Consider the following 13,407-nt stretch of genomic DNA (forward strand, 5'->3'; position numbering starts at 1 on the left):
TTATTTCTCCCCCTTCGCCGCGTCATCATAAAGCCAGCATCTGCAGCTTCGCCCTTCGTTCACTAACAGCTCCGGCTCTTTCTCGTGACAAATCGCCATCGCTTCCGCACAGCGGGGAGCAAATTTACAGCCCCTGGGCATATTCGTCAGGTCCGGCACATTGCCGGGAATCGACTCGAGCCGTTTAACCGGCTGACGCAGCTTCGGTACGGAGCGGATCAGTCCTTTGGTATAGGGATGCTGAGGATGATCGAAAATATCCAGCACATCGCCTTCCTCCACCACTCTTCCGGCGTACATGACGACAACGCGATCGCACATTTCGGCAACGACCCCCAGATCATGGGTGATCAGCAGGATGGACATGTTGTTGTCGGCCTTCAGCTTTTTCATAAGCTCGAGAATCTGCGCCTGGATGGTCACATCGAGCGCTGTCGTCGGCTCGTCTGCGATCAGAAGCTGCGGATGGCAGGACATCGCCATAGCTATCATAACACGCTGGCGCATACCGCCGGACAATTGATGCGGATATTCGTGTATAATTTCAGCAGCCCTCGGAATTCCTACCAGATCCAGCATATGAATGGCGTGCTGGCGAGCTTGTTTTTTATCATATTTAAGGTGAAGCATGATCGCTTCTTCCAATTGCCTGCCGATTTTCAATACCGGATTCAGCGAGGTCATAGGCTCCTGGAAAATCATCGCTATGTCCTTGCCGCGGATTTTGCGCATCTCATTCTCTGGCAAATTGACCAGATCCCGATCACCGAAATGAACGGTCCCCCCGACGATCTTGCCGGGAGTGTTCTTGAGCAGCCTCATTATCGACAAGGAGGTGACGCTTTTGCCGCAGCCGGATTCGCCCACAAGACCGAGAACTTCACCCTTGTTCACATGGAGATCTACCCCGTCAACGGCATTGACTTTCCCTTGTTCTCTCGTAAACTGTGTCCGGAGACCTTTCACATCTAGCAATTTTTGAGCCATGCGCGTTACTCCTATCTAATTCTTAATCTTAGGATCCAAGGCGTCTCTCAAGCCGTCTCCTAATATATTAAAGGCCAATACGGTCAAAAAGATGGCGGCTCCCGGAAAATAAACTACATGAGGAGCAATTCCCAAATAATCGCGGCCCATGCTCAGCATAGCGCCCCAATCCGGATCGGACGGCTTGGCCCCGAGTCCTAGGAAGCTCAGACCGGATGCGGCCAGTATCGTGGTTCCGATTCTCATGGTGAAATAAACAATGAGACTTGGAACCGTCTCCGGGAAAATATGCCTCGCGATAATTCGCCGGTCCTTCGCCCCAATCGATTTGGCCGCCTCAACGAACAACGTCGACTTCGTCTCCAGCGTTGCGCTGCGAATGATTCTGGCGAACGAGGGGACCCCGAAGATGGCAACGGCAATAACAACGTTAATCAAGCCCGGGCCGATAATCGCGACAATCCCGATAGCCAGCAGCAAATCCGGGAACGAGAACATGACATCGCTCCCCCGCATAATGAGCCTGTCCAGCCAGCCGCCGTAATAGCCGCTGATCAGTCCAAGCACCGTGCCGATGACCGCGCCGATGAGCACCGCGCTGATCCCTACGGAAAGGGACAATCGGGTTCCGGCCAGAATCCGGCTGAAAATATCCCGGCCGTATTCATCCGTCCCGGCCCAATGCTCCCATGACGGGCCGGACAAAATGTTCTCGTAGTCAGGCTCGGCCGGATCATACGGAGCGATATGTGGTCCAATAATAGCTATGACAATAAGCAAAATAATAAAAACGCCGGCCGCGAAAGCAAGACGCTGCCTTTTCATTTTGTTCCAGAAATCACGGATTGGTCCGCTTTTCGCAACGGGAGCGGCTTCACCGGCCGGCTGCATGGTTACTTCATTTGAATTCACGGTGACCCTCCTCAACTCTGATCCGACAGACGAATTTTGGGATTAAGAACGCCATAGAGCACATCCACGAGCAAGTTGACAAGGATGAACTGGACTGCGAACAGAAGAAGCTCCGCCTGAATAACCGTGTAATCGCGGAAGGAGATCGAATCGATCAGCAGCCGGCCGAGGCCAGGGATACTGAATACGGTCTCGACAATGACCGATCCGCCCAATAAGAAACCGAACTGCAATCCCGCTATGGTCACCACGGGAATCATTGAATTTTTGATGGCATGATCCTTGATAATCGTGCTTTCCTTCAACCCTTTGGCACGCCCTGTCCGGATGTAATCCTGTTTAAGCGATTCCAGCATGGACGCTCTGGTGAATCTCGCAAGCATAGACATAATCCCCGCTCCCAAAGTAATAGAAGGGAGAACATAGCTGGACCAGGATTCCGTTCCTCCGGTCGGGAACCATCCCAATTGAACGGAGAAGATCTGAATCAACAGCAGCCCCAGCCAAAAAGGAGGAATCGAAATGCCCGATACCGCCGTCAGCATGCTTAAATAATCCGGCCATTTGTTACGATTGACCGCCGATATAATTCCAATGATCAGTCCAATGATCAAAGCCCAGGCCATACTGAACAAAGTAAGCCAGACGGTGGGCATCAGCCGCGACAGAATGATTTCGGTCACGGGTTGTCCCGTTTTCAGCGAGGTGCCTAGATCCCCCTGAAACAGCTTGGTCATATAAATAACGTATTGCTCCCAAAGCGGCTTATCCAGGCCAAGCTCGGCACGGATCATATTGATTTCGTCCAGAGTGGCTTCCTTGCCGGCAACCATTCGTGCAGGATCACCGGGAATCAAGTGAATAAAGAAAAATACCAGCACAGAAACGATCAATAGGATCGGAATCACGCCAAGCAACCGTTTCAACACAAATTTGGCCAAAACCTTCCAAACCTCCCAGCATTATGTCCGGTCCTAAGTCCTTGCCTCAGCCGTGGCCAAAGCATATCGAGCGCTGGGATTCCCAGATGCTCCGCACCGAACGTTAAGTTCCTGTCATTTAGTAACGATGCTGTGTTAAGCTCGGGTGACGGCTCAACACAGCATCATGTAGGTCATTACTTCTTGATTTCGGCATCCCGGACATTGATGGAACCGTCAGGGTATACGTGGATGCCTTCGATATAGTTTTTCTTACCGGAGACCGTATCGTCCACGACGAGGAAGATCCACGGTACATCCTTGAAGATTTGAGCTTGAATATCGGAATAGTACTTCTTCTGCTCTTCCGGATCGGACAGCTGGTTCGCCGTAGCGATCATCTCGTCCACTTGGTCGTTTTTGTAATAGGCGGTGTTAGCTCCGTTCGGAGGGAACATTTCACTCGCGAACAAAGGACGGATAGCAGCATCCGCATCCGCCGAAGACGGAGACCAGCTTACATACCACATTTGAACCTTGGCTTCTTCCGGAGAATTCGCGGAATTGATTTCTTGAGACAGCGTGCCTTCCTCCATCGGCTTCACATCGAGCTCGATGCCGATAGCGGCCAATTGCTGTTGAATAAACTGCATTCCTTTAATCGTTTCGGAATCGGTGTTGCCCCAGATTTCGGCTTTGAAACCGTCAGCGTAGCCCGCTTCTTTCAGAAGCTCCTTAGCTTTTTCCAGATTGAAATCATATACACCTTGCTGGGCATAGTGTTGGGTTTTCTGGGCCATAGCCGAATCCAGCTTCTCGGCAAATCCTTGCTTGACTACTTTAATGAAAGCATCTTTGTTGATTGCATAGTTCATTGCTTGACGAACACGAACATCGTCGAAAGGCTTCTTCGTCGTGTTGATGGAAATGTAGCGGGCGATCGTCGAAGGATTCTTCTCTACGACAATGCCGTCCTTGCCGTCAATGTGCTCAACTTGTTCCGTAGGCAGCGGATAGACGAAATCGGCTTCTCCTGTTTTCAGCATGGCCACGCGGGAACCGTTCTCCGGCACTGGCTTGAACGTAATGCTGTCCACCTTCGGCAGACCTTCTTCCCAGTAATCCGGATTTTTCTCGATGGTCAGATGATTCCCCTGCATCCATTCCTTGAATTTGAAAGGACCGGTTCCGACTGGATTCTGTCCGATATCTTTACCATACTTCTCTAGAGCATCGGGGCTGATAATCATCAGCATCGCCAGTTTGTTCAACATGGCGGAATAAGGCTTGGTCAATGTAAGCTTGACCGTTTTCTCATCAACAACTTCGGTATGATCCACTACGGCAAAGCTTTTGGACATCCGCAAATTGCTGTCTTTCAGGCGGTCCAGATTGATTTTGACCGCTTCGGCGTTGAATGGTGTGCCATCATGGAACTTGATATTCTCTTTCAGCTTGAACACATACTCTTTACCGTCTTCGCTTACTTCATAGCTTTCGGCCAATACCGGCACGACCTTCATATCCTGGTCAAAGCCTAGCAGACCTTGGTACATGGTACGGTATCCGCTAATCGAAAGAGTATCTGCGGCATTATGCGGATCCAGTGTAATGAAGTTGGCGTTAACCGCTATCGTTACGCTATTGCCTTCTTTCTTGGCTAACGGTTGGTTTTCGCCGCCTCCCTGGTGGGTTTCCTGAGGCTTGCTGGAACAGCCGGCAAATATAAATACAGCCATAACAACAGCCATTAAGCTTAGGAAATATTTCCTCATTTCTGTGTTCCTCTCCCTTTTTAAAATATATACTTCTCGCCATCGGTTAATGGCTGGATGAAGTCGCTGACGCGGTCTTTCTCTATTAAGAAAATGCGGCAATCACATGCTGTTGGACACCCAACTTAGCCTGAGCCCGGCCGTTATTTTCCCTCCAGAGTAAAGACGGCCTTTCTCTCACCGACAATGACTTGATTGTCGTTCTTGATCTGTTTGGGCGACAGGGCGTATAAACGCTCGATCGTCTCCCGGTTGTCATAACCGATTTGCTCCAGAATCGAAGCAACGATGTTCGGCCATACAAGCTCGGACCCATCCAGTACTTTCAGAGCGAAGCTCATGCGCTCCTTCTTGAGGCCGAAGCCGTAGACTCCTTTGGCTCCCCCTTTGGCCACGATGTTAGGATCCGCCAGAAGGACGGAGCAAATAAAGTCATGGCTCGCGACCATTTCCGGATGAGCATTCATGTATCCGGCGATTTTCACGGCCGCTTCCCTTGTCCCCGGATTTTCGATCAAATCCGGACAGGCGAGCTTCAGATATGCTCTCGCGATATGCTGAAGCGGCAGCGCGTAAACCGGGAAGCCGCATCCATCCACCCCGATTTGAATATCTTCCTTGGGGTAGTCGGCCATTTCGGCCATCGCGGCCAGGCTTAGCTGCTGCACCGGGTGATCCGGCTCCCAATAGCGGTCCATATCATGTCCGAGCAGCTTGGCCAGGGCGAGGAAGCCGCTATGCTTGCCCGAGCAATTGTGATAGAGCTTGCGCTTCTCCCCGTGCTCCCTGTGGTACGCGGCTTTCGGTTCCTCATTCAGCGGGTAGGTCGGGCAGCACAGAATTTGCTCTTCGGCGACGCCTGTTTTTCGCAGAATGGATTCCAGCGCTTCAATATGATACTTCTCCCCCCGCTGGGAGGCGGCAAAAAGCGCCGCTTCCTTAGGCGTCAAGCCAAATTTCTCCACAACCCCGTGTTGAATGACCGGGATGGCCTGGAAAGGCTTCGCGGCCGAGCGCATGAAGGTGATATGATTCTCGTTGCCTACCGAATAGACGACCTTTCCTTCTTCATTGATCCCGCACAGGACGCCCATATGGACATTTTCCAGAATACCTCCGCGGTATTCCTCGACCAATACTTCGTAGTTCATCGTCTTCCCTCCAGATTAATATTCTAGAGGCGCGGTGAATGTTGGAACACCTCGTTCCCAGCCACCGGAGCCCTAGCACTCAATGCTTAAAAACTTCTCCTGAGCCAGCAGGCTCGACCCTATAACGACTCCCTCGCTGCCAAGTGCGGAATATACGACCTGATACGTATCCCGAAGTGGCTCCCAAACATACTGCTGCAGTTGATCATTTTCGAAGAAAGAACGGACCTCGTCGTATTTTTCCACCAGATCCCCGCTGACAATGACCGTGTCGGGATTGTACAGGCAGATGACATTGGCAATTGTAATTCCGATAAATGTAATGGCACGGTCCAGTATGTTGGCCGCCCAAAACTGCCCTTTACGGCGTTCTTCAAACAATTCATTCAGCGTGGAGATCGGTTTAATCTTATTCGACTCGGTTATTAGTGAGCTCTCCGCTATGTAGGTTTGAAGGCAGCCTATTTTGCCGCACTCGCACATGACTCCGTTAGGATCGACAATCGTATGGCCAATCTCTCCTGCACTATTGGTTTCACCGCGATAGATTTCCCCGTTAATGATTAGCGCGGAGCCGACTCCGGTACCGAAGCCGATCAGGGCCGTTCGCTTCGAGCCTTTGGCCGCACCGTAACAATATTCTGCCAGCGCTTTCACCTTAAGCTCGTTATCGACAGCCACCTCGTAACCGGTAATCGTTTTTAACGTTTCAGCCACGCGAACGTTTCTCCAGCCAAGCTGGGCCGATAATATAACTTCCCCGCTTTGCTCGTCTACAATTCCGGGCATCCCGATGCCAAGACCGATAATTTTGCCGGGGTCCATCCCCTCTTGCTCAATCATCGACTGCAATTCGAGGCCGATCCGGTTCAGCGTCTGTTCCGCCGTTTCGGAGACTTCCCGGTTCACCTCGCGCAAACTGATAATGCGCCCGTCGAAATCGACCATTCCGATCCTGAATTTCGACTTATCCAGCTCTACTCCGGCGGTCAGTACCGAAGTACGGTCCAATTCCAGCATAGTCGCCTTTCTTCCTAAACCGGTCGTTACCTGCTCCTCCGTTTCCTTAACGAAACCCTGCTCATAGAGCTCGGCGACAATTCGCCCCACCGTAGTTGGACTCATCCCGGTTTTCTTGGCTATACTGGCTCGGGATATAGGAGAGCTGGACTTGATCAGTTGGAAGACGGTGGCCTTGTTTTTCTTTTTGATATAGTCCTGATCGTGTTTTTGCACGAGGACCGTCACCTGCCCCCTTAATTATTTTCTTCGAGGGAATAATAAAACTAAATATTCGCCGTTTTCCCTGTTATTTCTTCATTCAAGTCCTTTGTTAGAGGCTACTATGCAAAAACAACCCTTTATATTCTCCAATGGTATTAATAATAGCAGACTGTTTTTTTAAGTGTCAATAATAATGTAAAGGTTCCATAAAGGATATTTAAGGAAGGTGGGCAGAGATTATGGTGGATTCCAGCAGCAGATCGGTTAATTATTCCATCCGTGAAATTAATTCAGTTAGTTGACCTGCTTCTTCATAATAGGTAGGAGATGTTGAGAAGGTAGGTATAACGGACATCGAAGGTGGTGTAACAGACATCTCTGTCGTTATTGGGCCGATTTTCTCCTTTTAGCCTTGCCAACGAACACGCCAGCCGTTATTGAACGCGATGGGATACGTTGATTACTAAATAACGCCTTCTCAATCCGTAACACGGGAAAAACGCCCTTTTTGCCGCAAATAACGATTCCGATGAGACTGCCGATTAATGGTGTGCAACTAAGATCATGTGGGAAACCTGCACGGTTTGGTTATAACGGACCCAAGAGACCTTAATCGCTTCGTAAGGGCCTTTCGGTAACTTTAACGGACTGAGACGACCTTATTCCCAAGAAACGCACGCGAAAGTAGGCGAGGCGCTCCTGTTTTTTTCAAAGACCGTATCTTAGCGTATACAGGAATGTTTATTCTAAAAAAACCGCCTAATTTGACGAAATAGAGTCTCTCAGGTCCGTTACATTTTCGCTGTTATCCATTGCCAGTTTCATTGATGCTGCACCAATTCGCTTTTCACTTGTACAATCATCCTGTTACCTATTCTACATTAAATCGACAGCCCCCCGTTGTTCGTTTGGTGTAATTCAGTTCCCCTCTAATCAGAAAACCCACATTGCTTCATCGGGCCTTCGACTGCTATCCCCTTCAATCAGAAACCAACAGTGCTTCAATGGGCCTTCGACCACTATCCCCTTCAATCAGAAACCAACAGTGCTTCAATGGACCTTCGACCACTATCCCCTTCAATCAGAAACCAACAGTGCTTCAGTAGACCCTTCGACCACTATCCCCTTCAATCAGAAACCAACATTGCTTCAACAGGCCTTCGACTGCTATCCCCTTCAATCAGGAACCTATCGCTTCAAAATTTTCTCTCTCTCTCCACCATAAGAATTTATCCAGCCCTCATTCACTTTTGCAGAGCAACTACAACTAAAAATAGACCCATCCTTTGACGACTGGGGCCAAATAGAATCTAAACCCATTCCATTCCTTCTAACCTTATTCCTTGCCTATCCAGTATGGAATCCTATTTTCCAAATTCATGGCGTATACGAGCTTCCTGAGTCAAAGGGATACTAGTCAAAAGGGAGAGAAAATGGAAACCTGCACACGAAATTCTGCACAAGACGGAATCGCATTTAACGACTAGTGCACAATAAATGCTACTTTGGGGTTTACAGAAACGGGAAGTTATTTTCGTGCACAAAAAAACACCAGACTGCGAAACTGCAGTCTGGTCGACTCATGCTGGACGAAGCGAATGTGAAGGGGCGGCATGTGCTCGACTACCGTCATGCGACGCCAAAACCGCGTGCTGGGAGTCGTGGGCGGTTTATTGGGATTTCTTCACCAATTTCAACCGGATCCACTTGCTGTTAGGCCAAATTCAGAAGATGAACGAGACCAAAACCCAATGCCGACAGCAGGACCGAACCGATAAGACCGGCAGCGAACGACTTCATACCGAGACGCCGGAACGTAACCAGATCCACATTTAACCCTAGACCGGCCATCGCCATGGCGATCAACATGTAGGCCACCGTCACTATTACGCCGGCTACATCCGACGATACGATGTTGAGAGAATTAATTCCGCTGACGATCAGGAAGCCCACTATAAACCACGGAATCGGAATGGACTTCCAGGAGGTTCCACTACTGCCTTTACTATGTTCCGACCGGCTGGCCCATATCCCGATTAGAATGGCTACCGGGACTAACAAAGCGACCCTCGTCAGTTTGACAATTACAGCCATATCTACGGCTTCGCTGCCTACCGGATCGGATGCGGCAATGACGTGAGCTATTTCATGCAAGGTTCCCCCTGAGAAAATACCGTACCCCAGATCCGATAACCCGATAACCGGATACATAAATGTATAAATTAATGTAAAAAGCGTCCCCAGAATCGCGACCATGGCTGCTCCTATGGCCGTTTCCTCGTCCTTTGCTTTAATTTGCGGAGCAATGGCCACCACGGCCGCCGCACCGCAGATGGCGGTACCGCAAGCCGTCAGTATGCCTAGCCGTTTCTCCACTTTGAACAAACGGGCAAGCCCGTATACGACCGTTAGCGCAAAGCAGATGACAATGATCGCCATCAGGAATACTTTGGGGCCGGCATGCACGATATCAATTAAATTAAGCCGCATCCCCAGCAAAATGATCCCGAGGCGAAGCAGTTTTTTGCTAGAAAAGTTGGTACCGGCTATGAGCCTGTCCGGCACCCCTATCGTCGCCCTCCAAAAAATCCCGATCAAGATGGCGATGACAAGCTGCCCCATGATACTGAGGAAAGGAAACCCGGCCAAATATTTGGCGACGAGTGCAATAATCAGCGTTAGTCCGATGCCGAGCGCAAAACCGGCGGTTTGTCTTTTTTTATTTTGTCGAGTTAACGGTTCCCCCATACTTTCTCCCACCTCTGCTGCTTGTCATTATTTGAACATGCTTATTCCTTACGCTATTCACTATAAAGCGGGGAAAGCAAAATGTGAAATACCGATATGCTATTCTGAGCATTAGTTTTTCTAATGATTGCTGCGTAATCGCGGGGAAGCCTTAATGCCGTAAGGGCGTTTTTTGTGTATCACTAATGAATTTCAGACTGGCAGGCCATATTAAGAAAAAGCTCCTAACGGAGCCTTTTCGAAGACGAATAACCCGGTTTTAAAGGTAGCTTTTTATGCCAATTAGAAAGTTGTTCCATTTTAATGCTTTAATGAACATGAACTTTCTAATGTGATAAGAAAAAGCTTCTAGCTTTTCATGCCGATAGGGATCCTTTGTACTAACGCCAAGCGAAAGGATATATATGTTCATGAAAAAAATCATTCTGATTTTATTAATCAATGCAGCGTTGTTGGCCGGTTGTCAGACAAGGCCGCCGAACATGCACCAGCTGCACACTCAATCGGAGCGGACTCCATCATCGAAGCCCGTTATTTTGCTTATGGCGGATTCCATCATGGATAAGCCCCTACAGGAGGCGATCCGGAACGGGCAGGCTCCTGCTTTCGAATTTCTAATCACCCATGGACGTTACTATCCCGATGTGGTGAGCTCTTTTCCTACCATGTCGGTAACGGTCGACAGCACTTTATTAACCGGAACCCATCCCGATCAGCATCGTATTCCCGGTCTCGTTTGGTTCAATGCCGGCGAGCAGCGGGTCATTAATTACGGCACCGGTCTGCGGGAAGTTATCAAGCAAGGGCCCAATCAGGTTCTTACAGACAGTCTCCTTCATTTGAACAATAGACATTTAAACCCGGACATCCGGACGATTCATGAACAGTTGGCAGACCACGGGAAAGAATCGGCATCCATAAATGCATTGATTTATAGAGGAAATACAAAGCATAAGCTTGTCCTGCCGGAATCGGTCGCATCCCTATCTCCTTTACCCTCTGAATTAGAAACCCAAGGTCCCAAGCTACTTTCTCTTGGCGTATTGTCACAGCATAATCCGGCTAATCAGTGGAATACGTTTGTATGGCAAAGCTACGGCATCAATAACAAATTTTCGGCTGAAGAGCTGAAAATGATGATTAAGGAAAACCGGCTGACGGATTTAAATGTAGTTTACTTCCCGGATAACGACTTGATCGTCCATCGGAAAGGACCGGAAACGCTGAAAGGGATTAGAGAGATGGATCAACAGCTTCAGGAAATTTTGAATGCATACGGATCTTGGGAAGAATCGCTTAAGCAAGCGATATGGATAGTGATGGGAGACAGCGGACAAGCGGTGATCGGCGCCGACCGCAATAAATCCGTCATTCCTCTCAAGGAGAGGCTCGGAGCGTACCGGATTGCCGATCAGAATCCACCTGCTGCCGGTCAAGATCAGATGGTCCTCTGTGTGAATGAACGGATGGCCTACGTCTATTTGTTAACGCCCGATCTGAGCTTCGAAGACGTAGCCGAACAATTGCGTCAGGATGACAGAATGGATGTAATCGCGTGGAAAGAAAATGACGGGGTCAGGGTTCGGGCGGGAGGCAGCGAGAAAACCTTGCATTACAACGTTAACGGAACTTACGTGGATACCTACAATCAGAAGTGGTCTCTCCAAGGTGATCATGATCTGCTGGATATTACGGTAAGCGAAGGGGACAATAAAATCCAATACGGCTCCTATCCTGATGCACTCCAAAGGCTGTACAGCTCGTTAAATTCCCACGAGGGCCGATATCTGGTCATTACTGCGAAACCCGGATATGAATTCATCGGAGATGGCTCTCCCACTCATGTAGGCGGAGGAGGACATGGCTCACTGCATAAAGACGATTCCCTGGTCCCGCTTATCGTAACGGGAACCGATTTGCTGCCACATTCTCTGCGATTAGTAGACATGAAACCATGGCTTCTCCAGTTATTAAATGTAAAAAACGATTAATCACGAATAAAGCTTCAAACCTCAGCCGTTAGCTGAGGTTTGAAGGCTGTCATTGTCCGGCGATTCTTCTGTTTCTGAATGGCTGAAGGACTCGCTGAACAACATTGGCCCCTCGGCCTCTGGCTAAACCGACGGCTGTCGCCCCCACTGCAAGCGCCAATGCCGACATCATCCACGGTCTGCGCCATTTAACGGCATTCCGCCGATTTCGGCCTCTGAACCAGGACATCATCCACTGCATCTTTTTCACCGCCTGATATGGGATTATGGTTCGCATGTTCATTGACTGAACGCTATTAGTTTGCGGCGAAACCGGGGCGGACATGTTGATGAAGTTATTCCATATCTGCTACTCGATAACCAAGACGTGAACGTTACCCGAATAAAGTATTATCGACCTTCTCCAGAGTATAACGGCTGTCCGGTCCGGGGGACCGCTTAATCCATTTTCCCTTGGTAAAATCGGGAATGTTCATCGGGGCGCTTCCCAGTTGGATAGATTGCTCCGAAAGAACGGTAATCGCCATCCAGACCGCCGTATCGTATACATCGATCGGTGTATCCGTTCCATACTTGATGCTTTCCGCGAAAGCCCGTAGGACCAAATAATCGATGCCGCCATGCCCTTCCCGGACTCCATCCTTCAAATAATGCTTCCAGATTGGATGCTCATACTGCTCCCGATACGAATCGAACGATTCCCATCGATGAGCCGGACTGCGGCCCTCTATATGTATGGAATTATTATCCTCCATCCATAAGCCTTTCGTTCCCTGCACTCTCCCGGCCCGTGAATAGGGACGCGGCAGGGTAGTATCATGGATGAGCTGTATCGTCTCTCCCCGTGCGCACTTGATCATCGTCGTCACGATATCGCCCTGGGCAAACTCCAGCTTGGCCAGAGGATGCTCCTCGCCCAGATTCTCGTTGACCCAATGGCGGATGCCGCGTGCCTTGGAGGACATAGATGTCAGGGAAAGCAAACGATTCCCCCGGTTGATATCCAAACATTTGGATATCGGGCCCAAGCCGTGAATCGGATACAGCTCACCGTTGCGGTGCAAATAATTGTGGAACCGGTTATGGCGGTTCTCTTCTCCCATGGCGACTTCATCCCGCAAATCATGCTGATACCCGCATTGGCAATGGATCAATTCGCCGAAGAGGCCCTGCTTGACCATATTCAGCACGGCAAGCTCATCACGGCCGTAGCAGCAGTTCTCCAGCAGCATACAGGGCAAGCCGGTTTCTTCGGAAGTGCGTACAAGCTCCCAGCATTCCTCCAGGGAAGCTGCTCCTCCAACTTCGATACCGGCATACTTGCCGGCCTTCATCGCGGCAATGGCAATTTCCGCATGAGTATTCCATGTAGTTGCAATGATAACCCCCTGCAAGTCATCGCGCTCCAGCATGGCTTTATAATCGCTATAGCCCTCCGCGGGACTTTCCGCTTGTTTCGCGATGGTCAATCCCATCTGCAGCCTGTCGTCATAAACGTCACAAACTGCCGTTACGGAGACATCATCCATGGCCAACAATTCTTTCAATAAACTTCTTCCCCGCCCGCCTAATCCGATCACGCCGAGCTGGATAACCGATTTCCCTGAATGGATCACTCTATCTCCTCCTAGAATTGTTGTTCTAACCTATTCCGCAGGATGGCAAAAAAGAAGCGCTTCCACAAGCGCTCCTAATTGTT

Annotated in this window: 10 protein-coding genes; 1 reads left to right on the plus strand and 9 read right to left on the minus strand. The window is 49.7% G+C overall.

From position 1 onward, the window contains the following. The 7 genes from ACTHRH_RS13410 to ACTHRH_RS13440 form a co-directional block, all read right to left on the minus strand. Positions 1–987, minus strand: coding sequence for an ABC transporter ATP-binding protein (locus ACTHRH_RS13410; RefSeq protein ID WP_150960195.1), 987 nt, complete (start codon positions 985–987; stop codon positions 1–3). A gap of 15 nt (positions 988–1,002) precedes the next feature. Further along, positions 1,003–1,878: an ABC transporter permease subunit gene (locus tag ACTHRH_RS13415; RefSeq protein ID WP_144935366.1), complete on the minus strand. Its 876-nt coding sequence runs from the start codon at positions 1,876–1,878 to the stop codon at positions 1,003–1,005. A gap of 32 nt (positions 1,879–1,910) precedes the next feature. After that, on the minus strand, positions 1,911–2,840 hold the full coding sequence (nikB, locus tag ACTHRH_RS13420) for a nickel ABC transporter permease (protein ID WP_144935312.1): 930 nt from the start codon (positions 2,838–2,840) through the stop codon (positions 1,911–1,913). A gap of 176 nt (positions 2,841–3,016) precedes the next feature. After that, positions 3,017–4,594, minus strand: coding sequence for a glutathione ABC transporter substrate-binding protein (locus tag ACTHRH_RS13425; RefSeq protein WP_144935309.1), 1,578 nt, complete (start codon positions 4,592–4,594; stop codon positions 3,017–3,019). A gap of 143 nt (positions 4,595–4,737) precedes the next feature. After that, the gene (locus tag ACTHRH_RS13430) at positions 4,738–5,745 is read right to left on the minus strand and encodes an asparaginase (RefSeq protein WP_144935306.1); all 1,008 of its coding nucleotides are present in this window, start codon (positions 5,743–5,745) and stop codon (positions 4,738–4,740) included. A 72-nt stretch (positions 5,746–5,817) separates the two neighbouring features. Next, positions 5,818–6,981: an ROK family transcriptional regulator gene (locus tag ACTHRH_RS13435; protein ID WP_379288369.1), complete on the minus strand. Its 1,164-nt coding sequence runs from the start codon at positions 6,979–6,981 to the stop codon at positions 5,818–5,820. Positions 6,982–8,682: 1,701 nt separating this feature from the next. Beyond that, complete coding sequence (locus ACTHRH_RS13440; RefSeq protein ID WP_440415963.1) at positions 8,683–9,717, minus strand: YeiH family protein; 1,035 nt, start codon at positions 9,715–9,717, stop codon at positions 8,683–8,685. 410 nt (positions 9,718–10,127) lie between these two features. Between ACTHRH_RS13440 and ACTHRH_RS13445 the strand changes: the two genes are divergently transcribed. After that, a complete protein-coding gene (locus tag ACTHRH_RS13445) occupies positions 10,128–11,708 on the plus strand; it encodes an alkaline phosphatase family protein (RefSeq protein ID WP_260982050.1) in 1,581 nt (526 codons plus the stop codon). 49 nt (positions 11,709–11,757) lie between these two features. Here the strand turns inward: ACTHRH_RS13445 and ACTHRH_RS13450 are convergent, their stop codons facing one another. After that, positions 11,758–11,949: a hypothetical protein gene (locus ACTHRH_RS13450; RefSeq protein ID WP_144935292.1), complete on the minus strand. Its 192-nt coding sequence runs from the start codon at positions 11,947–11,949 to the stop codon at positions 11,758–11,760. 133 nt (positions 11,950–12,082) lie between these two features. After that, complete coding sequence (locus ACTHRH_RS13455; RefSeq protein ID WP_440415966.1) at positions 12,083–13,324, minus strand: Gfo/Idh/MocA family protein; 1,242 nt, start codon at positions 13,322–13,324, stop codon at positions 12,083–12,085. Positions 13,325–13,407: the final 83 nt, after the last annotated feature.

Source organism: Paenibacillus sp. SAFN-117 (assembly GCF_051966115.1).
GTDB lineage: Bacteria > Bacillota > Bacilli > Paenibacillales > NBRC-103111 > Paenibacillus_L > Paenibacillus_L residui.

Excerpts from the sequence above, each read along its gene's own strand:
- ACTHRH_RS13410 (WP_150960195.1), bottom strand. The coding sequence starts at position 987 with ATGGCTCAAAAATTGCTAGATGTGAAAGGTCTCCGGACACAGTTTACG.
- ACTHRH_RS13415 (WP_144935366.1), bottom strand. The coding sequence starts at position 1,878 with ATGCAGCCGGCCGGTGAAGCCGCTCCCGTTGCGAAAAGCGGACCAATC.
- ACTHRH_RS13425 (WP_144935309.1), bottom strand. The coding sequence starts at position 4,594 with ATGAGGAAATATTTCCTAAGCTTAATGGCTGTTGTTATGGCTGTATTT.
- ACTHRH_RS13430 (WP_144935306.1), bottom strand. The coding sequence starts at position 5,745 with ATGAACTACGAAGTATTGGTCGAGGAATACCGCGGAGGTATTCTGGAA.
- ACTHRH_RS13440 (WP_440415963.1), bottom strand. The coding sequence starts at position 9,717 with ATGGGGGAACCGTTAACTCGACAAAATAAAAAAAGACAAACCGCCGGT.
- ACTHRH_RS13445 (WP_260982050.1), top strand. The coding sequence starts at position 10,128 with ATGAAAAAAATCATTCTGATTTTATTAATCAATGCAGCGTTGTTGGCC.
- ACTHRH_RS13450 (WP_144935292.1), bottom strand. The coding sequence starts at position 11,949 with ATGCAGTGGATGATGTCCTGGTTCAGAGGCCGAAATCGGCGGAATGCC.